This is a genomic window from Enterococcus sp. AZ104, from assembly GCF_050546705.1.
GTDB classification, from domain to species: domain Bacteria; phylum Bacillota; class Bacilli; order Lactobacillales; family Enterococcaceae; genus Enterococcus; species Enterococcus faecalis.
On record NZ_CP172952.1, the window covers coordinates 1,335,682 to 1,362,339 of the forward strand.

General features: G+C 36.2%; 23 protein-coding genes. 7 read left to right on the forward strand and 16 right to left on the reverse strand.

Going from position 1 to position 26,658, the window contains the following annotated elements; all coding sequences use genetic code 11:
- Positions 1-68 precede the first annotated feature (68 nt).
- From IGJ37_RS06470 to IGJ37_RS06480, 3 genes are all read left to right on the forward strand, one after another.
- Positions 69-494, forward strand: a complete 426-nt coding sequence (locus IGJ37_RS06470; protein WP_002385906.1) for an 8-oxo-dGTP diphosphatase — start codon at positions 69-71, stop codon at positions 492-494.
- 139 nt (positions 495-633) lie between these two features.
- Positions 634-1,644 carry a hypothetical protein gene (locus IGJ37_RS06475; protein ID WP_325814821.1) on the forward strand — a complete coding sequence of 337 codons (1,011 nt, stop codon included), beginning with the start codon at positions 634-636 and terminating at the stop codon, positions 1,642-1,644.
- Between the two features lie 301 nt (positions 1,645-1,945).
- Positions 1,946-3,382 (forward strand): catalase, encoded by a 1,437-nt coding sequence (locus tag IGJ37_RS06480; RefSeq protein ID WP_002425888.1) that lies wholly within the window; start codon positions 1,946-1,948, stop codon positions 3,380-3,382.
- 212 nt (positions 3,383-3,594) lie between these two features.
- Here the strand turns inward: IGJ37_RS06480 and IGJ37_RS06485 are convergent, their stop codons facing one another.
- The 4 genes from IGJ37_RS06485 to IGJ37_RS06500 all read right to left on the reverse strand — a co-directional run bounded on the left by IGJ37_RS06485 (position 3,595) and on the right by IGJ37_RS06500 (position 9,934).
- Positions 3,595-5,028 carry a cryptochrome/photolyase family protein gene (locus IGJ37_RS06485; RefSeq protein ID WP_252671066.1) on the reverse strand — a complete coding sequence of 478 codons (1,434 nt, stop codon included), beginning with the start codon at positions 5,026-5,028 and terminating at the stop codon, positions 3,595-3,597.
- A gap of 132 nt (positions 5,029-5,160) precedes the next feature.
- Positions 5,161-6,042, reverse strand: coding sequence for a helix-turn-helix domain-containing protein (locus tag IGJ37_RS06490; RefSeq protein WP_002378272.1), 882 nt, complete (start codon positions 6,040-6,042; stop codon positions 5,161-5,163).
- Positions 6,043-6,314: 272 nt separating this feature from the next.
- The gene (locus IGJ37_RS06495; RefSeq protein ID WP_002360285.1) at positions 6,315-8,243 is read right to left on the reverse strand and encodes a sucrose-specific PTS transporter subunit IIBC; all 1,929 of its coding nucleotides are present in this window, start codon (positions 8,241-8,243) and stop codon (positions 6,315-6,317) included.
- A gap of 20 nt (positions 8,244-8,263) precedes the next feature.
- The gene (locus tag IGJ37_RS06500) at positions 8,264-9,934 is read right to left on the reverse strand and encodes a glycoside hydrolase family 13 protein (protein ID WP_325814822.1); all 1,671 of its coding nucleotides are present in this window, start codon (positions 9,932-9,934) and stop codon (positions 8,264-8,266) included.
- A 242-nt stretch (positions 9,935-10,176) separates the two neighbouring features.
- On the opposite strand from IGJ37_RS06500, the gene IGJ37_RS06505 reads away from it, so the two are divergent.
- Positions 10,177-11,637: a sucrose-6-phosphate hydrolase gene (locus IGJ37_RS06505; RefSeq protein WP_002382334.1), complete on the forward strand. Its 1,461-nt coding sequence runs from the start codon at positions 10,177-10,179 to the stop codon at positions 11,635-11,637.
- A gap of 18 nt (positions 11,638-11,655) precedes the next feature.
- Complete coding sequence (locus tag IGJ37_RS06510) at positions 11,656-12,636, forward strand: LacI family DNA-binding transcriptional regulator (RefSeq protein WP_002363973.1); 981 nt, start codon at positions 11,656-11,658, stop codon at positions 12,634-12,636.
- Positions 12,637-12,695: 59 nt separating this feature from the next.
- Here IGJ37_RS06510 and IGJ37_RS06515 read toward each other — a convergent pair whose 3' ends face one another.
- The 8 genes from IGJ37_RS06515 to IGJ37_RS06550 all read right to left on the reverse strand — a co-directional run bounded on the left by IGJ37_RS06515 (position 12,696) and on the right by IGJ37_RS06550 (position 20,705).
- Positions 12,696-12,857 (reverse strand): hypothetical protein, encoded by a 162-nt coding sequence (locus IGJ37_RS06515; RefSeq protein WP_002361843.1) that lies wholly within the window; start codon positions 12,855-12,857, stop codon positions 12,696-12,698.
- Positions 12,858-12,966: 109 nt separating this feature from the next.
- Positions 12,967-14,376 carry a glycoside hydrolase family 1 protein gene (locus IGJ37_RS06520; RefSeq protein WP_252671068.1) on the reverse strand — a complete coding sequence of 470 codons (1,410 nt, stop codon included), beginning with the start codon at positions 14,374-14,376 and terminating at the stop codon, positions 12,967-12,969.
- Complete coding sequence (locus IGJ37_RS06525) at positions 14,376-16,256, reverse strand: beta-glucoside-specific PTS transporter subunit IIABC (protein WP_252671069.1); 1,881 nt, start codon at positions 16,254-16,256, stop codon at positions 14,376-14,378. The genes IGJ37_RS06520 and IGJ37_RS06525 overlap by 1 nt, the downstream gene beginning before the upstream one ends.
- A 338-nt stretch (positions 16,257-16,594) precedes the next feature.
- On the reverse strand, positions 16,595-17,413 hold the full coding sequence (locus IGJ37_RS06530; RefSeq protein WP_325814823.1) for a metallophosphoesterase family protein: 819 nt from the start codon (positions 17,411-17,413) through the stop codon (positions 16,595-16,597).
- A 1-nt stretch (position 17,414) separates the two neighbouring features.
- Positions 17,415-18,197 (reverse strand): PhnE/PtxC family ABC transporter permease, encoded by a 783-nt coding sequence (locus tag IGJ37_RS06535; RefSeq protein WP_002381897.1) that lies wholly within the window; start codon positions 18,195-18,197, stop codon positions 17,415-17,417.
- A complete protein-coding gene (gene phnE, locus IGJ37_RS06540; protein ID WP_252671071.1) occupies positions 18,194-18,973 on the reverse strand; it encodes a phosphonate ABC transporter, permease protein PhnE in 780 nt (259 codons plus the stop codon). The genes IGJ37_RS06535 and phnE overlap by 4 nt, the downstream gene beginning before the upstream one ends.
- Positions 18,970-19,743 (reverse strand): phosphonate ABC transporter ATP-binding protein, encoded by a 774-nt coding sequence (gene phnC, locus IGJ37_RS06545; protein WP_142665400.1) that lies wholly within the window; start codon positions 19,741-19,743, stop codon positions 18,970-18,972. The genes phnE and phnC overlap by 4 nt, the downstream gene beginning before the upstream one ends.
- A gap of 38 nt (positions 19,744-19,781) precedes the next feature.
- Positions 19,782-20,705, reverse strand: coding sequence for a phosphate/phosphite/phosphonate ABC transporter substrate-binding protein (locus tag IGJ37_RS06550; RefSeq protein WP_002381894.1), 924 nt, complete (start codon positions 20,703-20,705; stop codon positions 19,782-19,784).
- A 196-nt stretch (positions 20,706-20,901) separates the two neighbouring features.
- On the opposite strand from IGJ37_RS06550, the gene IGJ37_RS06555 reads away from it, so the two are divergent.
- The gene (locus tag IGJ37_RS06555; RefSeq protein ID WP_010713385.1) at positions 20,902-21,567 is read left to right on the forward strand and encodes a cyclic nucleotide-binding domain-containing protein; all 666 of its coding nucleotides are present in this window, start codon (positions 20,902-20,904) and stop codon (positions 21,565-21,567) included.
- Positions 21,568-21,659: 92 nt separating this feature from the next.
- Here IGJ37_RS06555 and cls read toward each other — a convergent pair whose 3' ends face one another.
- On the reverse strand, positions 21,660-23,120 hold the full coding sequence (gene cls, locus IGJ37_RS06560) for a cardiolipin synthase (protein ID WP_002381891.1): 1,461 nt from the start codon (positions 23,118-23,120) through the stop codon (positions 21,660-21,662).
- A gap of 180 nt (positions 23,121-23,300) precedes the next feature.
- On the opposite strand from cls, the gene IGJ37_RS06565 reads away from it, so the two are divergent.
- Positions 23,301-23,852 carry a DUF2179 domain-containing protein gene (locus tag IGJ37_RS06565; RefSeq protein ID WP_128704612.1) on the forward strand — a complete coding sequence of 184 codons (552 nt, stop codon included), beginning with the start codon at positions 23,301-23,303 and terminating at the stop codon, positions 23,850-23,852.
- 58 nt (positions 23,853-23,910) lie between these two features.
- Here IGJ37_RS06565 and IGJ37_RS06570 read toward each other — a convergent pair whose 3' ends face one another.
- From IGJ37_RS06570 to pflA, 3 genes are all read right to left on the reverse strand, one after another.
- Positions 23,911-24,795: a DUF1803 domain-containing protein gene (locus IGJ37_RS06570; RefSeq protein ID WP_002374815.1), complete on the reverse strand. Its 885-nt coding sequence runs from the start codon at positions 24,793-24,795 to the stop codon at positions 23,911-23,913.
- 71 nt (positions 24,796-24,866) lie between these two features.
- Positions 24,867-25,793 (reverse strand): manganese-dependent inorganic pyrophosphatase, encoded by a 927-nt coding sequence (locus tag IGJ37_RS06575; protein WP_002360265.1) that lies wholly within the window; start codon positions 25,791-25,793, stop codon positions 24,867-24,869.
- Positions 25,794-25,888: 95 nt separating this feature from the next.
- On the reverse strand, positions 25,889-26,653 hold the full coding sequence (gene pflA / locus IGJ37_RS06580) for a pyruvate formate-lyase-activating protein (RefSeq protein WP_002357530.1): 765 nt from the start codon (positions 26,651-26,653) through the stop codon (positions 25,889-25,891).
- Positions 26,654-26,658: the final 5 nt, after the last annotated feature.

Genomic DNA, 26,658 nt, shown 5'->3' on the forward strand with positions numbered 1-26,658 from the left:
CTTAGTTGAATCTTTCTCTGTTTTTCTGTATCGTAACCTTAACAAAGGAAAAAATGATGAGGTGCCAAATGAATCGGAATTTTGAAGTAGAATTAACAACATTATGTATGATTAGAAATCAGAAAAATGAAATCCTTGTGCAAGAACGACAAAAAAAGGATTGGCCTGGTTGGACGTTCCCTGGCGGACATGTTGAAAAAAACGAGGGCATGGAAACAGCCATGGTTCGCGAACTCCTTGAAGAAACAGGACTAGTGCTGAAGCCACAATTAGTAGGTGTTGCAGAATGGCTGAATGATTGTTCAGGTGCGCGGGAATTAGCCACATTATTCATTGCAGAAACAGCGGATGAACTACCAGAAGAAACGGAACAACCCTTGTTTTGGGTCACTGAAAAAGAATTGCGAGAAGGTCCTTTAGCTGGCAGTTTAGCAGAACTTTTCCCAGTATTTTTTGGCGAAAAGCAATTTTATTTTAAAAATAATACAGCTTAATGATTCAAACCTAAAAGATTAAATCAATCCCACTTATTAAAAGAGAGGAAATCTAAAATTAAACATTGCTATTTATAAGTAATGTTTGCTATTCTTAATAAAAGGGAATTAATTTTTTATATAATGAGGGGGAAAAAGTGTGTTAAAAAGAAAAGTGGGGATTATTACAGGCGTTTTCTGTTCAGCTTTGTTACTGACAGGCTGTGGCAAAAGTGCGAAAGATGAGTTCATTCAAGGAATCGGCAATCAAAACGCACAAGAATCTGGGGTTTGGGATTTCTCTATGTCAATTAGTGACATGAAATTTTCACAAGAAGATGGCGCACAAACGAATCCTATGATTGGGATGCTCATCACGCAAATCAAAGACGCATCGCTTTCTGGGAAGATTCAAGTAGATGCCAAAAAAGAAAAAGCATTCAACTTAGAGATGAAATTAAAAGCGATGGGAATGGATGTACCGATTTCATTGGTTGGATCGTTAGATAACGAGGGCAAAGAGCCAAAACTCTATTTAGCAACAGATATGATGGAATATATTGTCGCTGTCGTAGACTCAATGACTGACGGTGCTATCGATAGTTCTCAGTTAGATACAGAAAAACTAAAAGGAAAATACATTGATCTTTTAGCCATGAACGAGGAAAGCGCGAAAGAATGGCAAGATACAATCAAAGAGTATCAAGAATCGGAAAAAGAACGAAAACAGTCTGCTAAGGAATACAAAGAGTTTTTAGAAGGATTAGACAAGGATACGTTCGAGAAAAAAGGGGACACCATTACCCATACGTTTACAAAAAAAGAATTACAAAAGTTAATCAAAATTACGACAGAAACATCTGAAAAAGGTAAAGAACAAGATCCTTTCGAAAAAATCAAAGATGTTTCTGCCAAAGTTTCTGTTAATACAAAAGAAAATAAAACAAATATGTTGATTAATGTGAAACCGCAGCAAGACAAGAACGTTGACATGGGACTTGAATCATTATCTAGTAAAATTAGCATTACACAAAAAGCCAAAAAAGCGACAATTTCAATGCCTAAGAAAGAAAATATTTTATCAGAACAAGAAGTTGAAAAAATATTTTCCGATAGCACCTCTATGACAGGTCTATCGACTGAAGACACGACTGTTGCGATCAATCAATAACGCTGAATGACCAATAAAAACGGTCGCTCAAAAAAGTAACGAAAGACCTAGCATGATTGGGATGCTAGGTCTTTTTTGAATAAAAAAACAGCATTTTAGTTTTCTTTGAATTATTGGTTGTTATTTTTGGTGGTGTAAACAGTTTAAAGTTAATACATTTGTTTTTGATTTAAATTCTACTGCTATTTTTAATTATTCTATTAAATAACAAATGTTTTCGAGTGTTTTTAAGCATTATTTTTGTTATGCAGAGTGGTTTTTTTATACAATGAGTATAATTTTAGATGAAGGAGTGTTTTAGGTGAAAAATCAACATTTAACTACGTCACAAGGAAGTCCAGTTGGCGATAATCAAAATTCGCTAACTGCAGGAGAATTTGGTCCTGTCCTAATCCAAGACGTTCATTTATTAGAAAAATTAGCTCATTTTAATCGTGAGCGCGTACCAGAACGGGTTGTTCATGCCAAAGGTGCTGGTGCTCATGGAATTTTCAAGGTGAGCCAATCAATGGCACAATATACTAAAGCCGATTTTTTATCTGAAGTTGGCAAAGAAACACCTTTATTCGCTCGTTTTTCAACTGTAGCTGGAGAGTTAGGTTCATCAGATACATTGCGTGATCCTCGCGGTTTTGCGCTTAAATTCTATACAGACGAAGGAAATTACGACTTAGTTGGCAATAATACGCCCATTTTTTTCATTCGTGATGCAATTAAGTTTCCAGATTTTATTCATAGCCAAAAAAGAAATCCGCGGACGCATTTGAAAAGTCCAGAAGCTGTTTGGGATTTTTGGTCTCATTCACCCGAAAGCCTTCATCAAGTAACAATTTTAATGAGTGATCGTGGCATTCCGTTGTCGTTCCGTCATATGCATGGTTTTGGTAGCCATACATTCAAATGGGTCAATGCTGCTGGAGAAGTATTTTTTGTTAAATATCACTTCAAGACGAATCAAGGAATCAAAAATCTAGAGAGTCAATTAGCAGAAGAAATTGCTGGGAAAAACCCAGATTTCCATATTGAAGATTTGCATAATGCAATTGAAAATCAAGAATTTCCTTCTTGGACATTATCTGTGCAAATTATCCCGTATGCAGATGCGTTAACAATGAAAGAAACACTTTTTGATGTAACAAAAACGGTTTCTCAAAAAGAGTATCCGCTGATTGAAGTTGGCACGATGACTTTAAATAGAAATCCAGAGAATTATTTTGCAGAGGTTGAACAAGTAACCTTTTCACCAGGGAATTTCGTTCCTGGTATTGAAGCTTCTCCAGATAAATTATTGCAAGGACGTTTGTTCGCTTATGGGGACGCACATCGTCATCGCGTGGGCGCTAATAGTCACCAATTGCCGATCAACCAAGCAAAAGCGCCTGTAAATAACTACCAAAAAGACGGCAATATGCGTTTTGACAATGGTAATAGCGAAATTAATTACGAACCAAATAGTTATACTGAAACACCAAAAGAAGATCCTAAGGCGAAAATTAGTTCCTTTGAAGTTGAGGGAAATGTTGGTAATTATAGCTATAATCAAGATCACTTTACACAAGCAAACGCTTTGTATAATTTGCTGCCAAGCGAAGAAAAAGAAAACTTAATTAACAATATAGCGGCATCTTTAGGTCAAGTGAAAAATCAAGAAATCATCGCGCGTCAAATTGATTTGTTCACTAGAGTAAATCCAGAATATGGAGCACGTGTCGCACAAGCAATTAATCAACAAGCATAATTTATATAACGTACGTGACAAAACTAGTCTAGATAAACTAAAGACTGGTTTTGTTTGCTTTTCAATGCTTTTTATTCTACTTTGTATAATGTATATTATGTAAACTAGAATAAAATAAAAAACTTTAGCCTATAAATTGCACTTCTCTTTCGACTAATTAATTTGCCCAACTAACCTTACAAGTTGTTTGCTAAGCTAGTTGGGTTTACTGTTTATTTAAACCTTGGATTGTTCATTTCTTGATGAATTTCTTTGCTCGCTTCATATAGAAACAATGTTTGTTTTTTACTTGATGCATAATCGACAATGGGTTTTGGATAATTTTCTCCTAAATGTACATGATATTGCGTTTGTAAAGCTTCGTTCATTATATTTGGTTGATGAATATACTTTTGTGGCACTTGCTTAAGTTCTGGAACATATTTTTTGATGAACTGGCCGTCATTATCAAATTTTTTTGACTGGATAATTGGATTAAAAATCCGAAAATACGGGACAGCGTCCGTTCCCGTTGAAGCAGCCCATTGCCAGCCACCGATATTATTGGCGGCATCATAATCAATCAACATTTTTTGAAAGTATTTTTCACCCCAACGCCAATCGATGTGTAAATTTTTAACTAAAAAAGAGGCAGTAATCATTCTTAAGCGATTGTGCATCCAACCAGTTTGATTCAGTTGTCGCATTGCGGCATCAATTATAGGGTACCCCGTCTCCCCTTTTTGCCACTTGGCAAACATTTCTGGGTCATTTGCCCATTGAATATAACGAAATTTTTCTTGAATAGCTTCCTCTTTTTGTTGTGGAAACGCACTATAGATCATATTGTAAAAGTCGCGCCAAGCTAATTCTTTTTTGAAGGTTTCTTTACTTAAGCTAGAAGGCACAGATGCAAGCTCTTGCCAAATGGTGCGAATCGAAAGTTCTCCCGTTCTTAAAAAAGTAGACAGATGACTCGTTTGATCCTGATAAGGAAAATCACGCTTATTTTCATAGGATTGAAGTTTTTGATCAATAAAAGTATTTAAGCGCCTTCTGGCTGTTTCTTCGCCGACACTATAGTGTGTTAAAGGAATCCTCGCAATCTGTTCACGATAAGCTGCTTCCTCTTCTGGAAAAAGACACGCACTAAAAATTTTTTCAGCTGTATAGGAAACAGGAATCGGTGTTTCTTTAGGCGCCTCTTTCCATTTATTGTAATAGGGCGTAAACACTTGGTACTTGCTGCCATCGTTCTTCTTAATTTCTTCAGAGCCATGCAAATAGGCATCTTGAAAAGAGAAAGACTGAATATTATTTTCTTCAAAAAAGCGCATAGCTTGCTGGTCCCGCTTTGCCCCAAAGCCACAAGTATCTTCATTAAAATAAATGGCCTGCCAATCGGGTAATTTGCGTTTCAAACGTGAAAATAAATCTAATGGTTCGCCGACCATGATTTGTAAATGTGCCTCTTGATCGATTCGTTCTTTAAACGAGGCTAAACTTGCAAAAAAAGCGTTATGATTAGCACTTTCTTGAATAAATTGTTGAGGATTCATTTGGAATAATAAAATCAATTCATCAGCTGCAGAATTTTGTAACGCGTGCGCTAATGCTTTATTATCCTGTAATCGTAAATCACGTCTAAACCACATTACTCTTTTCATTTTTAAATCCTCCTAAATACTTCGTCTTGCTTATCGTAACCGTGACTGCTGATTTTTAAAAGCAACTTGCCTAGACTTTTCAAAAAGCCGGTAAAAGCTGAAAACTCAGTTTTTACCGGCTTTTTGATTAAATTAATAGGAAATATTAAAAGCTTTCATATCTTTCTCAATATATTGCAGGACTTCTGTATTGCCAAAAAATTGTGTAAAATAATAGGCTTGACGATAGTCATCGGCTGTGTCTTCCCCGAGCATTTGTTTGTTAAAGGCTTTTTCATATAAAAGATAATCTAGCAAATAAATGGAGTGTTTGTCACGACAAATCTGAATCCCTTTTTCGCTTAAAATGACACTTTTTTGGTAATCTTTTATTTCCGAGTAGAATTTAGCAGAATTATAATAAATTCTACAACGCTCCAAGGAACATTCTAATTTAAATTGTTCCAATTCTTGTAATGATTTTTCGTAATACACTTGCGCTTTTCTCATATCTTTTTCCAGTTCGTATAGCGTACCTAGCGCATTCAGGCTTAAAATGTTGTAAATATTGACTTTACGGTCAATTTCCGCGCCCCGGTATAGGTAAAACAAGGCCTCTGCTTTATCTTTTTTTCCTAATAAACAAGTAATTCCCTTATAATATAACAATTTAGTCGTTAGTTCATTATTAGATAAGATAAGACCTTCAGGCACTTCTTGTAATAATTTGTAGGCCTCTAAGTGAAATAACCGTAAAGATAAATCCTCGACTTTGTTTAGTAGATTTTCAATTTTCTTTTCTTCAGAAATCATCATACATTCTTCTACTTCTAAATCTAATCGGAGGCAAATAGATGAGAAAATATCTAAACTGTCACATAGATTACGGTTTTCAATATTACTAATTGTTGCTTGCGTACAGATGCCGTTAGCCAGCTCTGATTGTGTGATTTTTTTAAGTTTTCTCGCTTGTTTTATTTTGTCTCCTGCTACCTTCACGAACAGACCTCCACTTGTATTATTATGTAAATTCATTAAAAAATGTTATACTTTGATTATCAATTAAAGGAGGTACATGCTATGTTTGATTTACTTGCATTATTGACTGGAACATCAACTTATGGCAACGTTCCCCATGTTTAATTAGTCAATGCGTGTCAAGTATGGTCTTCCATACTTGGCATGTTTCCTTTAAAACTGACTCAATCATACTACAAACGGATAGACAAATACAACCGAAAATCATTGGTTTTTTATTAAGAAAAAGAACAGCAAGAAGTGATAACTACTTCTTGCTGTTCTTTTGTTTAGTTAGGTGTATTTAGATTTAAAATGATTTGTTCCGGCGTAATTTCATTATGATCTGACATCATTGGCTCTACGCTTAAATAACTTGAAGTATTTGTAATGATAACCATGACAGTTGAGTCAAGCCCAGCTTCTTTAATGGCTTTTCGATCGAACGTTCCTAAAAGATCTCCTTTTTTAACACGGTGACCTTGGGTTACTTGTGTCTGAAAGACCTCCTGCCCCAATGTGACAGTATCAATTCCTATATGAATTAATACTTCAGCTCCTGCGTCCGTTTGGATACCATAAGCGTGCCCAGTTTCTGCAACCAAGTTTAATAAACCATCTGCAGGCGCGTAAACCTTGTTCGCTGTTGGCATGATTGCTAAACCTTTGCCCATCATCTCGCTTGAAAATACCGGGTCATTAACAGCAGTAAGATTCATGGCGTAACCAGTTACCGGAGAAAAAAGTTGTTCATCTAAGGTATTGTGTTGCATTTCAAAGACTTCGCGTTCTTCCTCTTCGATTACTTTATCTGAAATCAAAACCTCTTGCGGAATTGCAAATAGACTGGTTAATGCATAACATACACCGACAGATAAAAGTGCGACTAATAAATAGATCACTAATTGATGTGCACTATAGATATACATTAAGAAAGAAGGAATAACGGCTAAGCCATAAGAATTTGATTGAATATGAAAAATAGCTAAAATTGCTCCGCCTAAACCTGACGTAAACAAGACACATAGCAACGGTTTTAAGTTCCAACGAATAAGTAATCCAAATAACACAGGTTCACTAACTCCAAATAATTGAGACAACATAGAACCGATGGCCGTCGACTTCACTTTGCTATCTTGCGCTTTTTTCGCAAAAGCTAAACAACTGCCAACGTTGGCAAACCCATACATGGCACATATTGTAATCAATGCATTAAATCCTGTATTTGCTAATAATGATGTTTCTACCATAGTTAGTGTATGATGAATACCAATCAAAACCATTAAAGGATATGAGGCACCAATCACGAAACCACCTAATCCTAAGGGCAACCCAATCAACCATTGGACAACATCTACCATGCCTAACTCAACGGTATGCAAAATTGGGCCAATTCCGAGAATCATGATTAAAAAAGTAATTAACATAGTCATAAAGGGTGTAAAAATTTGATCAAGAATATTCGGCATCTTTTTTCGGAAAAAAAGTTCAATCTTTGCGCCAATTATACCAGCAGCAATTGCACTTAAAACGGATCCTTGTGCACCGACAACTGGGATAAAACCAAAAGCCATAATAGCTTTCACGCCAGAATCTGGTGTTGCAACTGCATAAGCGTTTGGTAAAATGGGTGATACCATCATTAAACCAATAACAATCCCGATTACAGGTGTCGCATTAAATGCTTTAAAGGTAGACCAAACAATCAAAGCTGGCAAAAAGGCAAAGACGGTATCTGTAATGACAGAGACAATTTGTTGAAAGCTTTCAGGAATATTGGCTACACTTGCTCCGAATAATTGTAAAAAAGTGTCGTTAAAAATAACACCTTTTAACCCTAGGAACAATCCTGTTGCTGCAATTACTGGAACAATTGGAATGAATATTTCACTTAAAATGCGCATTGTTTTGCGCATGCCCGTTTCATTATTTTTTAAAATTGCTGTTTGCTCTGCTTTTGACACAACATTGATTCCAAGTTTTTCTATTTCATCATACACTTTAGTCACAATACCAGTTCCTAAAATCACTTGGTATTGACCACCATTATAAAAAACACCCTTGACTAAATCGATTTTTTCTAGTTGTTTACCATCTACTTGTTCGTGGTCCTTCAAAATAAAACGTAACCGCGTTTGACAATGGGTGACCGATATAATGTTATCCATACCGATTAATTGAATAATGTCTTTGGCTGCCTGCTGATAATTTTCTGCCATGTTATACTCCTCCTAGCTACTCAATTTATAGTAATCAATAGTCCTTGATAGCTTTTTAATAATGTTCCCTGCTGAACTAATTGCTCTCGTTCTTCAGACTGTGTATCAAAAATAACTGTGCCATTAACTAAATAATGAGGGATTGGAACCGCCTCACCAAAATTAAAAAAGGCGTAAATCGTTTTTTCATTTAATTTGCGTTTATAAGCAATAACATTATCTGGAAGATTTGATAGTCCCTCAAATGTTCCATAAAGTAAGATGTCTGTATAGGGACTCTTTTGACGAAATGCAATCATCCGCTTATAGAAATGAAAAATACTTTGACTATTTTTTATTTCTGCTTCGGCATTGATTTCTTTATAATTATCCACCATTCCTAACCAAGGCTTGACGCTTGAAAAACCGCCATACATAGAATCATTCCATGGAAAAGGCGTGCGGGCATTGTCTCGACTACGCAAATTGACAAGTGACAAGGCTTCTTTGGGCGTAAATCCTTCTTTTATTGCTCGATAGTATTGATCAATGCTAGAAATATCATCGAATTCATCAATCGAACCCCTTTCAAAATTGGTCATTCCTAATTCTTGTCCTTGGTAAATAAAAGGTGTGCCCCTTAAAAAGAAATACATGGCGCCGAATGTTTTAACCGCATTTGGCTGTTGAGCCTGTTCTTTTAAATATTTCGTTGTCGCTCGAGGTTGATCATGATTTTCAATAAAATTTGCACTCCAACCAGCCTCTTGCATGGCTTCTTGCTGTTTGAAAATTAATGTGCGTAAATCATTCCAAGACCAATCGATTCTATAAAACCATTCGCTTCCTGATTTCACATCCAAATCAGCCCATTTGAAGTCAAAAATCATGTCGAAATACCCTGTTTCTCCAATAAATTCTGATAAATTTGGATAATTGACGCCGGCCGCTTCGGCAACTGTGACAATATCAAAGCCAGCAAAAGCTTTTTCTTTTAATTCGTTCAGAAAGTCACTCATTCCTGGCATGTTTCTACTAGCTTTTGTTACTTTGGCTAATTGATCTACCCCATCAGCAGGTAAGTTTGTCCAAGTCAAATCTTTCTTAATAAAATTAATCGCATCTACACGAAAACCAGCAATTCCTTTGTTTAACCAAAAACGGATCATTTGGTAGATTTCTTTGCGTAGTTCAGGATTTTCCCAATTTAAATCCGGCTGTTTTTTATGAAAGGCATGAAAGTAGTAGGCATCTTCCCCAGGTAATTTTTCCCAAACACTACCACCGAAGTTAGACCGCCAATTTGTAGGTGCTTCTCGTCCTTCTTTTATAATATAAAAGTCTCGAAAACGACTTTGAGGATTTTTTAAAACATCTTGAAACCAAGCATGTTCATCAGATGTATGGTTTACCACCAAATCTAAAATAACTTTTATGTTTCGTTTTTTTGCTTCTTCAATGAGTTCATCGAAGTCTGCCATTGTACCAAAATCGCTAGAAATACCATAATAGTCTGAAATATCATATCCATTGTCAGCCATTGGCGACGGGTACATTGGACTCAGCCAAATCAGCGTAATTCCTAAATTTTCTAAGTAATCCAGTTTTTGAATAATGCCTTGTAAATCACCGATTCCGTCATTATTACTATCCGAAAAGCTACGTGGATAAATTTGATAGGCCACTTCTTTTTGCCACCAATTTCTGTTCATTCTGGTTCTCCTCACTCTTAAACTAGTCCTGTTAATTTTTTCTGTAACCGTTTTTACATTTTGTATGATACTCGTTTTTGCGTAATATGTCAAACGTTTATCATAAATAAATGTAAATTATAATATTCTTTTGATTTAAATAGATTTATATATGTTATACGTTTGACTTTTTTCTGATTTGTTTATACTATTAGACTAACTACTATTTTCTAATAAAGGAGACATTACTTATGTCAAGCATCATGAACCAATGGACGGATGAATTACGTTATGCGCCTTATTCTTCTTGGACATCTGCTCACCTCGAAAATCTAACTTCTATTATCGCGCAATCTAGTTGGCGTTTTAAGTATCATATTCAACCACAGACAGGACTACTAAATGATCCCAACGGTTTTTCGTATTTCAATAACCAGTGGCATTTATTTTATCAAGCGTTTCCTTTCGGGAGTGTTCACGGACTAAAAAGTTGGGCCCACTTAACTTCCTCCGACTTAATTCACTGGGATTATGAAGGAATTGCCCTTTATCCCGACTCTGAATATGATTCTCATGGCGTCTATTCAGGCTCAGCTTTAACAATAGATAACCAACTATGTTTATTTTATACAGGAAATGTTCGTGATCAAACTTGGCAACGATTTGCATATCAAAATATTGCATGGCTGAATTCTTTAGGTGCGATCACAAAGGAATCAACACCATTCCTACCTATTGACCCCAATTATTCTTCCCATTTTCGTGATCCGATGGTATTTCCTTATCAAGAAGGACTTGTTTTATTAATTGGTGCTAGTGATTTAAATGGACAAGGAAAAATTGTGGTCTATTTTTCTAAAGATCGAAATGTACACAATTTTCATCAACTTGGCGAATTGACGTTCACCAACCAAGAATTAGGCTACATGGTTGAATGCCCCAATTTGGTATTTATTGATGGCCAGCCTGTCTTATTATTTTGCCCACAAGGTCTATCTCCATCTGTAAAAAGTTATCAGAATATCTATCCGAATATGTACACATTGGCCGAAACGTTTGATTTGGAGAATCTTTCTTTAGTTCAGGCTGGGCCTTTTGAAAATTTAGATGAAGGATTTGATGTCTACGCCACTCAAGCCTTTAATGCGCCAGATGGTCGTGCACTTGCGGTCAGTTGGATTGGGTTGCCAGAAATCACTTACCCAAGTGATGTGGAGGGTTGGGCAAATGGCTTAAGTCTGGTTAAAGAACTCACAATTCACAACGGGAAACTATTTCAATATCCAGTTTCTGAAACAGAAATGCTTCGTCAATCCGCTACTACTTTATCAAATGGCTGCCATTTCTTATCTACTGCTTCTTTTGAATTAGAAGTGGATATTCCCAAAAATGAGATTGCTTTTATTCGGCTTTTAGCGAACGAAACGGGTTCAAAAGGACTTTTAATTACAATTGATACGATTCATGGTAAAATAACCCTTGATCGAACATTTGCTGGCCAATCTTTTGCTGAAAAGTATGGCACAATTCGTGAAACTAAAATTAGGAAAAATAAGTCAGTTCAGTTAACTATTTTTGTTGATTGCTCTGTTGCAGAAATCTATGTAAATAAAGGTGAAAAAACGATGACTGGTCGCTTCTTTCCAGATAAAGCGCAACAGTATCTTCATCTATCCAAGACGGCAAAAGCTTGTTTTTATGAGCTGGAAAATACGAATAATTAGGAATGATGGTGAATTTTGATGGTGGTTAAATTAACGGATGTAGCAAAGCTTGCTGGGGTGAGCCCGACAACGGTAAGCCGCGTGATTAATAATTATGGTTATCTTAGTCAAAAAACAATTGATAAAGTTCATCAAGCGATGGAAGAATTAAATTATCAACCTAATGGATTAGCCAGAAGCCTCCAAGGAAAAAGTACGCAGCTGATTGGTTTAGTCTTCCCTTCTGTTAGTCATCCATTTTTTGGTGAATTAATTGAAACACTGGAAAGAAAGCTCTTTGTTCAAGGATATAAAGTGATTTTATGTGATAGTGAAAAAGATCCAGAAAAAGAGCGCGCCTATTTACGAATGCTCGCTGCAAATAAAGTGGACGGTGTAATCACTGGTAGCCATAACTTAGCTATTAACGAATATGAAAATGTTTCACTACCTATTGTTTCCTTTGACCGTTTCTTGGCACCTGGCATTCCAATTGTCTCTTCGCAAAACTTTCAAGGGGGCCAAAAAGCCACTGAAGCCTTATTTGCAAGTGGTGCACAAAAGATTGCAATTATTACTGGTGCTAATAACACAGGCGCACCTAGCGATTATCGATTGGCTGGTTATAAACAAACAATGGAAAAATATGGCGCAGAAAAAACGATTCTACAAATTGATAATGGGACCTCAACAACATTAAAAAATCTAGAAATCGAACGTTTGCTTCAAAATAAAACTGTAGACGGCATCTTTTGTACAGATGATTTGACAGCAATTACAGTTATGAATATTGCTCAAAAATTGAAGATATCCATTCCTGAAGAATTAAAAGTAATTGGTTATGATGGGACAAAATTAATCAAAAGAATTGCCCCACAACTATCAACCATTGTGCAGCCAATCGACGAGATGTGTGACGTTATGATTGACTTACTGCTTCGTAGAATGAAGGATCCTGATGTTGCACTTGAGGAAAATTATCCTATTCCAATTCAGCTATCATTGTCTGAATCCTGTTAAAAAAGACACCTGAAAAGGTGTCTTTTTTTATTCTTAATTCCTCATTTGCCCATTTTCCCTTAATTCCAAAGCACAGAGATTAAATAATACAACAACATGATCCCTACAAATACACCGAGCATTAGTAAAACATACCACCAATTTTTGGCGCTATAGGTTTCATTTTTATCTTTTTCGGTTCGTTTCCCGGCAGCCCATTTCCATAAATCGTAGTTATTCATCTCTCTCACCACCTTTAATGGGTTTATTAACTTAAGCCTAACACGGAACGACAAAACTTGAAAACAAAAGGATCACCCGCTTATGCCAACGGATGATCCTTTTTGGTCATTATTCTTCTGGTAACCCATTATTTTTAATCACTGATTGGTACCAATAAAAACTATCTTTTTTAATGCGTCGTAAATCTTTTAACTCATGGTCTTCACGATTAACGTAAATAAAACCGTAGCGTTTTTTGAATCCTTGATGGGAACTTAAAATATCCATGACCGACCAAGGGCAATAGCCAAACAACTCAACACCGTCAGAAATAGCCGCATGACAAGCAGCAATATGATCATGCAAATACGCAATTCGATAATCATCATGAATTTTTCCGTCCTCTGTTAGGTGATCTGGTGTGCCTAAACCGTTTTCTGTAATGATTAACGGCAAACGGTATTGACGATAATAATCATTTAAAACTAAACGTAGACCAGTTGGATCAATTTGGGCACCATACTTAGAGGTTTTTAAATGTTGATTTTTTTCGATTTTAAAATAACCGTATAGATCAAAATCAATGTCCTTTTCTTTCGTACCCAATGGGTGTTGTTCATCTGTCGGTAAATAGCTAGCAACTAACGTCCGATAATAATTAAGGGCGATAAAATCTGGTTTAGCGGCTTTCAGAATTGCTTGATCTTCTGGCTGTGTTTCGGGATAAATGCCGCATTTGGTCAAATACTCTTGATAGTAACCAGGGTATTCGCCAAAACAATACATTTCTAGAGCGTAATTCGTTTTAAAGTTATCATTCATACGAGCTGCCCAAACATCTTCAGGCTTATTGGAACTAGGATAAGTCATCGTTGAGGAAACAGAGGGACCGACTTTTCCCCCAGCAACCAATTGGTGACAATCATTCGTCGCTAACGCATGGGCAACAAACATATGGTAATCCATTTGTGCACGAATTTTTTCAACATTTTCTGGTGCAACATCGTACATATTCATTCGTTCATCAACACGAATCATTAAGTTTTGTTCGTTCGTAACTTGCCAATTTTTGACTCGATCACCAAACGCTTGATAACAGACTTGCGCATAGCGTTGAAATGCGGAAACGCAGCGACGATCCGCCCAACCATTGTATTTTTCCACCAACGCAAAAGGTAAATCAAAATGATACAGTGTGACAAACGGCAAAATATCGTTTTCTAAAAGTGTATCAATGACGGCATTATAAAAATCGATGCCGGCTTGATTGATTTCGCCATCACCTGTTGGAATGATTCGTGCCCATGAAAGAGAAAAACGATAGGTTTTTAAGCCTAATTCTTTCATTAACGCAATGTCCTCTTTGAAATGATGGTAAAAATCGCTGGCGACTTTCGTATCTGCTTGTACAGCTGACTTTTTAAAAGAATTGTAATCAGCAACTGTTAGGCCTTTGCCGTCCTCATTCCAAGCGCCCTCAATTTGAAAAGCGGAGGAAGAAGCTCCCCATAAAAAATCGTTCTTAAATTGTTTAACCATTAGTTTTGCTCCTTTACTTGCATGAAAAATAAATTTGTTTGTGGTGTAATCTCTGTTTGTTTGGTTGTCTCAATTATAGCCATTTCCGCAGTATTTGTTATGATGACTAAGACGGTTGGATCATAACCAGCAGCTTGGATGATTTGTTTATCAAAAGAGAGCAGTTTTTGTCCTAGTCTGACCCTTTCTCCTGCTTTTACGAACCTTTCAAATCCTCGTCCTTTTAATTCGACGGTATTGATTCCAATGTGAAGGAGGATTTCAGCACCATTGTCTAACTTTAAGCCAATTGCATGATGAGTTGGATATAAAGCCGTCACTTGCCCATTTCCTGGTGAAACAATTTGTTCCTCTGTCGGATAAATAGCTAGCGTTTTTCCCATTTGTTGAGAAGCAAAGACTTCATCGTTGATTTGGTCTAAAGATACGAGTTGTCCTTGAACAGGTGCTTGAATCCGTTGTTTTTCTTTGACTGTCCCTGCCTCTGTCTTTAAGCCGGGTTCTTGACGTGACTCGTCAAGCGGTAAATCATTAAAGCCTAGAAAAATCGTTAATAGAAATGCACCAAAAAAAGCAATGCCACAACCTAATAAATAACAAATAAAGGCTTTGGTTCCTGCTTCTGCGTAAACTGGGATGGTCAAGAGTCCTTGGTTAGCGAAGGCTGTCCCATAGGAGCCGCCCCAGCCCATTAAGGCCCCGCCTGCTGCTCCGCTAGCCACCGCATAAATCATCGGTTTTTTTAGCCGCAAGTTTGCCCCATAAATGGCTGGTTCTGTGATACCAAATAATGCAGTCACTGTTGCAGAGGCAGCAACAGCTTTCAAGTCTTTATTTTTTGTGCGGACAAACACGCCAAATGCGGCGCCCGCTTGAGAAAAGTTCGCTGCACCAGCAAACGCTAGCAAATTTTGCCGTCCTGTTCGAGCGACATCATTAATCCCAATTGGCACAAGCCCACGGTGAGCCCCAAAAATAACTAAGACACACCAAATTCCGCCGATAAAACCGCCTAACAAGATGGGACTAAAATTCATTATATAATAATACAACCAATTAACGCCGTCGCCTAAATAAATCCCTATCGGTCCAAATAATAATAAAGTGGCTGGAATCATTAAAAGTAATGACAGCGTAGGAACCATAATAATTTTTAGAACTTCTGGAATGACTTTTTCCAAAAAGCGTTGCACATAAGCTAAAATAAAAATTGCAAGAATAATAGGAATTACTGTGGAAACATAATTGGCTTTGGTCACATGTAATCCAAACAAGGTAACCGCTGATTCTTCAGTCATTAATGAAACGATGGTTGGATAACATAAGGTGGCACCAATTACCATGGCGATATATTCGTTTGTTTTGAAAACCTTAGCAGCTGAATAACCTAAAATAACTGGCATAAAATAAAAAAGTGCATCGGAAGCGGCGCTTAAAATAATATACGTATTCAAAGGTTTTAAATCGACCTGGTAAAAATTGTTTGCGACCATCACAGCGATGGCTAGAATTCCTTTTAACATGCCTGAAGCGGCAATTGCTGGTACGACAGGTGTGAAAATCGCGGCAACAGTATTTAAAATTCGATTACCTAATGAATTTTTTTCTTTTGTGGATGTTTTGGTCGTAAGTTGCTGAGCCAACAAAGGTTCTAGAGCATTATAAACATGCGCGACTTTATTGCCTAAAACCACTTGATACTGCCCGCCACTTTCAACAACAGAAATGACACCTTCTGTTTGTAGTAAGGCTTCTTTGTTCGCTTGTTTCGTATCTTTCAATATGAAACGCAATCGTGTATAACAATGTGTGACATCCACGATATTGTCTTTGCCACCTACGTCTTTCAAAATTTCTTTTGCTATTGCTTGGTAGTCCATGATGACCACTCCTTATCTATAAAATAACAGCTCAATAAAAAAGACCAAATCACACATGCACGTTTCAGCAAACACACTCAATATTTGCTCGTCGTGAATGTCCCTTTGATCTGATCTACGTAATAACTATGTTTCTCACGATAGAATAGCTGATTGAATTTATTTTTAATTTACCATTATTTAGAGGGATTATCAATGAATTAGGTGTACGAACCTAAGATAAGCAGATGAAGATGAAATTGTCGTGCACTACACTCTATTTTAATCTTTTTCCACATAGCAAATACCATAGCAAACTGATTTTTTATGACCAGTTACTATGGTATGTTATTGTGTAATTATAAAACAGAGCTATCTATCTGCGTGTTTAATTTAGCTAATAGTTTGTCTGTTCTATAATAATTTACTTGAAAATGGGTAAACCGACCTTTGTCAATAGAATATAGGTTATAGCCATAATTTTCTTCAAACCTTACAATCCCCTGACCTTCATCTTCGCCAACAAAAGACATGCCAGCTACCGTATAATAGGGAATCCCGTTTATGTGGTGTAAATACGGATGATGTGTATGGCCAGTTAATACACCTAAAATATCAGAACCTTTTAATAATTGAATGGTTTCCTCTGCTTCTGGCAATGTCGGCATACTACTTTGTTCCCTTAACAAATGATGATGCATGACTAACAGGATAGGCTTATCTGACAATTTTTTTAAAGTTGTTTGTAACCAATCTTTTTGTTCCTTATTCATATGGCCATCAGGATTGTCATGTTCTGAATTATCTAGACTAATAATGTGAAATTCTGGATAAGTTTGTACAACGTTATACGGTCGTTCAGTTCCTATTTGATTAAGCCAACCAATTCGAAAGTTTTTCTTTATATCATGATTTCCTAATGTCACAATCATCGGAATTCCCTGTAAGATAGTTTGTAACTTTTGTTTTAAAAAAGCGTAGTCTTCTGGCTCACCGTCTTCTGTGAGATCACCACTGATAATTACTAAATCAATTTTTTTTATTTTTAATAGACTGGTTAAAGAGGACTCTAAGCGAATCAACGGATTTTCCATTTTGGTTAACATTCCTTTATAACCATCTTTTGCTTTTTCATAATTTCTACGAAAATGAATATCTGATAAATGTAAAATATCCATACTATCTCAATTTCTTTCTAATTAATTCTGTTACTTGATCTAAAACAAAAATTGTCAATACAACACCTATTAATAGAATACTCACTTTACTCCAATTTCTTGTTTGAATCGCAAAAATTAATGGTGCTCCAATGCCCCCAGCACCTACTAAGCCTAAAGTAGCTGCACTTCGAATAGCAATTTCAACATGATTTAATATCAGAGAGCTATAAATAGGTAGTAAAGAAGGGATTCGCACATAAAATAACTTTTGCCAAAAATTTGCCCCCACAGCATCCATACTTTCGATCAATTTTTCATCCATACTTTCTAATTCTTCTGTGAACAACTTACTCAACATCCCAATTTGGTGAACACCAATTGCCATTACTCCAGCAAATGGGCCGGGCCCCAAGACTTTTACAAAAATAATTGCTAAAATTAATTCTGGAAAAGCGCGTAAAATATGGCTACCAAGCTTGCCAATCTTTGTTAAAAAAGGTGCAGATGGCCACAAATTAACGGCACTAAATAAAGTTACTGGTATTGCTAATACAGTTGCAAAAGAAGTACCCAAACAAGCAATTGCAACCGTTAAAATAAGTAAACTTACTAAATCTTCCCCACTCCCATCGTAGACAAAGGACCAATCTGGATGCCCCAATCCAATAAATACATCTATCGCCATTTTTAAAGAAAATGTTTGAAGTCCTGTATAATCGATTCGTGTAAGTGTAATGAAAAATAGTAAAATTAGTACTACTGTTGATACTATTTTCTTTTTACTTATTTCTGTTATGATCATAATAACGTTCTCCTAACATATGCACTCAACCAATCAACAACTATTTCCATTACCAAAATGACTAGAATGATGATACCCACGCGATCATATTTAGCTAAAGAAAGGGAGGTGTTTAAAATAATCCCAATGCCTCCAGCACCTACATAACCCAATACTGTGGATGCACGAACATTTACTTCAAAGGCGTAAAAAGCATACCCAAAAAATTGACTGGCTACTTGCGGGAAAATAGACCATACAGCAATTTGTAATTGAGTGGCTCCTGTTGCTTCGGTAGCTTCAATTGGCCCTAAATCAATTGTTTCAATTGCCTGAAACATTAATTGTGATAACATACCAAAAGTAAAGATGGTAATTGTCAGGACACCTGTTGCTTCACCAATACCAAAAATCGCCACCATTAATGCCGCAAGTAAAAGTGTCGGAATTGTCCGAATCAAACTTAGAAAAAATCTTAATATTAACAACCCTATTCTGTTTTTTGTGACAACATTTGAGGCTAAAAAGCTAAAAGGAACTGCTAAAAGGAATCCTAGTATCGTGCCTAAAAAAGAGATTTCCAATGTCTTGATTAAAGGTGTAATAATTTTGGGTAAAAATGAAAAGTCTGGTGGGAAAAATTGCTGCAAAAAGCGACCAATTTGGCTGAAATTAGTAAGAATTTCAGTAAAATCCGCACCAGTAACAGCAATACTACTTTTTATACAAATAAATATAATAAACAATATAAATAGTTTTTTATACCATAGAAAATGGATAGTATCTTTTATCTTCATACGTTGTTCTCCGCCATTTCTACTTCTTCAAAGATTGCCATTCCGTAAATTTCTTCTAAACGAGTATCAGTCAATTGTTCTGGAATCCCATCAAAAACAACTTCACCACTTTTTAAAGCAATAATTCTTGTGGCATACTCCCGTGCTAAAGAAACAGAATGTAAATTTATAACGATAGTTTTCCCTAGTGTCTGATTAATCGTTTGTAAATCGTTCATCACTTTTTTTGTCATAATAGGGTCCAATGAAGCTACGGGTTCATCTGCCAAGATGATCGGCGCCTGTTGAACCAACGCACGTGCAATAGAGACACGTTGTTGCTGTCCGCCACTTAATTCATCACTACGTGTATGCAGTTTATCCACAAGTCCGACAGCATTTAAAGCTGCCGTTGTTTTTTGATAGTCATCCTTAGTAAATAAGCCAAAGATACTTCTCCAAGTAGAGTAATAGCCCAAACGCCCAGAGAGAACGTTTTTTTGTACAGAGCTGCGTTTTACCAAATTAAAATTTTGTGAAATAAGACCAATTTGTCGGCGAATCAAGCGCAGCTTTTTTTTCTTAGCCTGAGTAATTGACTGATTGTTTATATGAATTTCACCTTCCGTTATTTCCACTAGTCGATTAATCGACTTCAAAAAGGTGCTTTTCCCAGCACCACTCAAACCAATAATGGCAACAATTTCGCCTTCCTTAATTGTCAAGTTAATATTTTGTAATCCTTGTACCCCGTTTGGATAGGTTTTAGATACATTAGTAAAAACAATCATTTTGATACTCCTTTAATTGATTAGATTAGTCTTAGTGATTATTCTGCTGCTTTTTCTGTATATGCACGGATTGTATTATATGCATCATCTGCTGCTTCTTCATAACCTAAATGCCCCCATAAATTCATAGCTTCTTTTCCTTCAGGGTCATTTTTCATCTCTAAAAATGTTTCTTTGATCTTTTCTTTTAGATCAGTTGACATTTTTGGATTGACTGCAATTGCATCGTTAGGGATATCACCTTTTGTTAAATAAAGGACACGTAATTCTTTGGTTAAATCTTTATCTGGAAAGGCTGCATTAAAAACATTTCGCGCTCCTTCAAAAACAAAGGCTGCATCCATTTGGCCGTTTAAAACGGCAGTAATTTCGCTGGGAATATCATTTACCGTAGTTAAAGTAGCTTCTTGTACGGGATCAATTCCTAAATCTTTTAACTCAGCGACAGGATAAATATAGCCGCTTGCAGAATTAGGATTCAATGTTGCGATTTTTTTATTTTTTAAATCTTTTAATTCTTTTAAATTACTATCATTACGGACTAAAACTTCACCTTTAAAGGTTGTCGCTAAAACATTGTCTAAAGGCTTCCCTGTTTTTTGATCATAATCTTTCAACTGTGAAGTTAAAATCGCTTGCGCCGCGTGCATATCTTTTGCACGTACGTAGGCTGCAGGTGGCATGATTCCTAAATCTACTTTTCCAGAATCCATTGCTTCAGAAATCGTCGAGTAATCTGTTGCTAAGGTTACTTCCACTTCACGATCTAATTTTTTTGACAAATATTCTGCAAAAGGTTTTGTCTTCGCTTCCATACTGCCATCATTATTCGTAGGCACAAATTGAACAACTAATTTATCTGATGTTACTTCTTTTTTCTTTGCTTGACTCATGCCACAACCGCTTAACCCTAGAATAAGTAAACTTCCCAAAACAATTGATGTCACTTTTTTTAAACGCATTTTTTCTCCTCCTAAAAATAAATGTTTCGTTTACAAAGGAAATCATAGCAAACTTTTAAAGTATTAAATAGAGACACAAGTCCTTATTTACACTTTATTTACATACAATTAACAAAAATAACAAAAAAATATTCGTTTTTTATCTGGAAATATTTTATAATGAAGCTAACAATAAATAAAGGTGCTGACAGTTTTTATGAAATATTTGAAAAATAGACAGAAATTACAAGAATATATTGATTTATATCAATTGCAGAGTTACATGGATACACCATTAGCAGAAATTGGCCAATTAGTAACATTTGAAAAATCCGAACATTTAATTGAACTCGATCAATCCTCTAACCATTTATACTTTCTTTTGGAAGGAAATGTTATGATTTATACGCCTACATTAGAAGACCAGAAAGTTTGCATCAGCTATACTCACCCAATTGCGCTCTTAGGCGAAGCCTCTTCTTTATGGAAAAAATCACCAAAAAGTAATGTTTTGGCTAATACTGCGTGTCTTTGTTTATGTATTCCGTTAAATGAACACCGCACAGTGTTACAGAATGATTTACTTTTTTTACAAACCATTTGCCTTACCTTAAGTGAGCGACTTAACTCTGGTGCACTTCTGGCTTCCTCTTTGATAGAGCCTGTTGATGTTCGCTTAGCAAAATATATTTTAGCGCATCAAAAGAATAGTTATTTCAATTGTAAACTAACCACTTGTGCAACTACATTAAACGTTAGTTATCGTCATTTAACACGCCTCATTACACAATTTAAAAAAGAGGGCCTCATTCAAAAAGAGCAACAAGAGTACCTCATCCTTAATCCAGAAAAATTGACAGATATAGCAAAAATGAAACGATAAAAAAACTAAGAAATTAGATTTTTATCTAATTTCTTAGTTTTTTATTAGTTAATCATTCTTTGACTAGCGTACAGCTGTTTAAAAGATATTTTTTACAAGACTGGGGACAACAAGCGTGAAAAGTTTTGCTTGAAGCGTAGCCAGTACCCTTGTTTTTTAATTATCTCGTCGGTTAGTAAGACACTTTTTTCTATATCTTCTTCAAAGACTTGCGCTAACATCCACGCAATGTCGGGATTGTAAATAAACGTACTTACCTCAAAATTCAATGAATAACTGCGAATATCTTGGTTTGTTGTCCCAACCATAGCTAATTCATCATCAATCACCATTGTTTTTGCATGAATAAACCCACTATCATAAATATAAATTTTAATGCCGCGTTTGTGTAAGTAATTCGCGTAATATTGTGTTGCGCGGTAAATAAAGGGATGGTCAGGCATACAAGGAATCATAATTCGCACGTCCACACCCGAACGAACCGCCACTAACAACGCATTAATCATACTATCATCAGGGATTAAATACGGTGTTTGAATCCAGACGCTCTTTTCTGCAGAAAAAATCATCCGAACAAACCCGCTTTTCAAAATTTCTTCTTCTGAATCAGGACCATCTGAAACAACTTGTAAGGACAAATGCTCCACTTCATGATCTTCTGGTAATTTAAAATATTTTTCATGATACGTCATACGTTCTTCAGGATATTTGACTGAAGCATTCCAATCCATGATAAATATCTCTTGCAATGAAAATACGGCCGTCCCGACCAAACGAATATGGGTATCTCGCCAGTAACCAAATTTTTCGGTGACATTCAAATATTGATCCCCAACATTGAACCCGCCGGTCCAGCCAATTTTCCCATCGATGACAACAATTTTCCGATGCAAGTGATAATTTAGACGTGTTTTACGGATCATATCGCGAGAAGTAATAAAGGGAGCTACTTTTCCTCCAGCGTCAACGTAACGAGCAAAAAACTTTTTATTTGCGCCGGGTGAACCCCAAGGATCGTAAATTAAGTAAACTTCCACGCCTTCATGCAACTTTTCGATTAATACATCTAAAAATTGATTGCCAATCGTGTCATTAAAAAACGCATAATATTCCACATGAACGGTTTCTTTCGCTGCACGAATATCTTCAAATAATGCTTGGAATTTTTCTTGGCCATCTGTGAATAATTGCAAACTATTTCTTTTGGCCAACGGTGATGCGTCCATATTCCGGAAATAACGATTTAAAACTTTCGCATCATAAAGTAAATCATAACGTTTATCGCGCCCTGCTTTTTTGTTATCGATGTCCACTTTTTCTTTAATTCGTTGAACCATTTGTTTTTCATCATCAGACAATTTAAAAACTTCTTGTCCATCGATACCTCGCCCACAGAATAAGTAAATAATAAAGCCGATACCAGGCAAGAAAATCAACGTCATCATCCATGCTAAAACGCTGGAAATACTACGAGGTTTTCTAAAAACAGTAATTAAGGCAGCAATAACGTTAATTACTAATAAAAATAACAAAATCCAAACAAAAATTTTCATCGCTTACCTCCTTTTTACTTCATACTAAGATTATATCAAATAACAGTTAAATTAGGCGAATAATATGAGCGAGTATTCAAAAAAGAATTCATTTCTATAAGTGTTTCGCCTTTGATTCTCAGTTTTTCTGTACTATAATGAGGGCTGGATGTAAAGATTTTGAAAAGAGGTACTTATTTTATGGTCGTTGATTTGAAAATGTTAGCTATGATTTTTATCATTAATTTTGCGTATATTACCTTAAATACTATTCGTTTTATGTTAACGATGAAAGGTTATCGGGTTATTGCACCGCTGGTTAGTATGGCTGAAATAACAATTTATGTCTTAGGGCTGAGTATGGTTCTGAATCGGTTAGACAATCCTTTAAATTTACTTGTTTATGCGCTTGGTTACGCTGTTGGCATTAGTTTAGGAATTAAAATCGAAGACTATTTGGCCTTGGGTTATATTATGGTATCAGTTATCCTCCCTTCTACTACTGAACAATTTCATTTGCCAGAAACACTTCGTGAACACGGCTATGGTGTTACGCAAAGTGTCGCCTACGGACGCGAAGGAGAACGAATGGTTTTAGAAATTCTTTCCCCAAGAAAAAACGAACGTACATTGTACAAATTAATCAATCAATTAGAGCCGAGAGCATTTATCATTTCCTATGAGCCTAAGTTCATTTCCGGTGGTTTTTGGACGAAAAAAGTTCGCAAAAGAAATGACGCCATTTCTCACTAAGAAGCGGCGTCATTTCTTGTTATTGATTTTTAGTTTACATAATAAAATTATCGTAACTTTAATTTATTCTAAGATAACTTAGAGAGTTCGTACCTAGTTGCTCAATCAATTGTTGCATAAAAACTAAGCGTTCGATGGCCGATCGGTTAGCAATTTTTTCATAATAAAATGCTAGAATATCCGACTGTGCTTCTAAAGGCTCGGCTTGTTCCGTTGCTACTGGTAAAAGGAGTTTTAAGTGGTCCTGGTCAATCGTAATCACTTGGGTCAAGTGCAAACTTTCTTGAAAAATATTAGGCACAGTACTGACTTTGCGGCCTCGCAGAGCTTGTTTAATGACTCTTCTCGCTTGCGAAAGATAGTATTCAGGATTTACGTCCCCTAGCAAGTCATATAAAGCGCTGAAGGCTTCTGGCAAGGCTTCCTCTTTGCCCAAGTAATCAAAATAACGAGGCATTGTTGGAACCTCTGTCTTTTCTTTTTCAAGCGTAATTATAGATAGTTGTGCCGAGGCCAATCTTTGTTTTTGATAAAATGAGGGGCCACCGCTCACGCCAAAAAAATAGTCTTCCTCTTCTGGAAACACTTGTGGCCAAAAAGATTCAGCTAGCCAAAATAATTGCTCTGTTACAGTTCCTTTAAACTTAGGAAGTTCGTCTTCAGCCAAGGTCAAACTCGCAACTTCAGCTGCCGTATAAATAGGAAAATTCAAACGATATTGACGATTTTCCCGAATGATTAACTGACAATCAATCATTTCTGATAAAAATTGTTCTAACTTGGCTTCTGTTGCAAAGGCCGCTTTTAATTGTCTTAAAATGATTCTTTCTTCCCGATGTTCATACATAAAAGTAACAAGAGGGAAAAAAAGTGATTGGTTGAGCAAATGATTGTATTGTTTCGTTTGTTGCGGAGAATGATAGTAAATTGCTAAATCATTCATGTTAACGCCCCTTTACTATTGAAGCGCCTAAGCAACAAGGAATTTATCGCGTTGCTTAGGCGCTTACGGTTTTAGTTAAAGACTTCTGTTAATTGTGGTACTACTTGTTTTTTACGAGAAACAACGCCGGGTAAGAACGCACGATTGTTAACTAGTGTTACATTGAACGCTGCTTCAATTTTGGCTTGTTCCGCACCAATCGCTAATAATTCAGAATCACTGTCTAAGATATTCGTAATAATTAAGACAAACAAGTCATAATTATTGGCTGCATTTTCTGCGGCCATAGCTGCTTCTAATTCAGCTTGACGATCTAAAACTTCTGCTAAATCGACGGTATTTACTTGGGCAACGCGAACTGTTTTGCCGTTCATTGGGAAGCTCTTAGCATCTAAATCTAAAAGGACTTCAGCTGATTTATCGCTTAAATTTGTTCCTGCTTTTAATAAGTCAAGACCATAGCCTTCTAAATTAATTTCAGCAATATCAGCTAGGGCGTGCGCTGCATCGATGTCTTCTTGTGTGCAAGTTGGTGATTTAAATAATAATGTATCAGAAATAATCGCTGAGACCATCATACCAGCAATTTGAGCTGGAATTGTCACGTTATTTTCTTTAAACATTTTATAGATGATTGTACTGGTACACCCTACTGGTTCTGCACGATAATACAATGGATCTGCTGTTTCGAAGTTGGCAATCCGGTGATGATCCACTACTGCTAAAATGTTTACTTCAGCGATATCTGAAATGCTTTGTTGGAATTCGTTATGATCCACTAACATGACTTGGTTTGTTTCGCTAGCTGCTTCAGTGACAACACGTGGTGCTTCAATATTAAAATAATCTAAGGCATATTGAGTTTCTTCACTTGGTGTTCCTAAAGCGACAGCTTCTGTCTCTTTTCCTAATTCTTTTTGTAAGTAAGCAAAACTAATTGCTGCTCCGATAGCATCTGTATCAGGATTTTGGTGTCCAAAAACTAAAATTTTTGACATAATACACACTCCTTGGTTTTGATTCACTCTTAATGATAACAAAAAATAGAAAAGAAACAACAAAAAAATTGTCTTCTTTTCTATTTTTTCGTTTGTTAACGTGCTAGATAACCTTGATAGTCCTCGACATGTAGTAGTTTTTTCGCATTTTCAACACGATCATTTTTAGGAGGCTCAATTCCTTCTAATGGATAAGGAATACCTAGTTCTTCCCATTTGTACTTGCCCATCGTATGGTAAGGAAGCACTTCAACTTTATCTACATTGTTTAATGTTTTTATGAAGGCATCCAGACGGATTAAATATTCGTCGTAATCACTACGTTGAGGCACCAATACGTGGCGAATCCAAACAGGTTTGTCAATTTCAGATAAATAGGTAGCCATCTCTAAAATATTATCATTTGATTGCGTTGTTAACAGTTTATGTTGCTCGTTATCAATATGTTTGATGTCAAATAAGAGTAAATCTGTATACTTCATCAATTCATCAAATTGACTAATGAAGGGTTCTTCCCGAGTAAAAGGTTTGCCACACGTATCTAAGGTTGTATGAATGCCTTGTGCTTTGGCTTTTTTAAATAAATCGATTAAAAAGTCCATTTGCAATAGCGGCTCACCACCACTGACAGTGATACCACCCTTTTCGCCCCAATAAGAGCGAAAACGTAATGCTTCCTCTAATACTTCGTCAGTCGTCACCACACGACCACCGGAACCAATTTTCCAAGTATCTGGATTATGACAGAATTGACATCTCATGCGACACCCTTGTGTAAATACGATAAAACGGACACCTGGGCCATCAACGGTACCAAAATTTTCTGTTGAATGAATTCTACCTGTAACTGGTGTTGTCATAATGA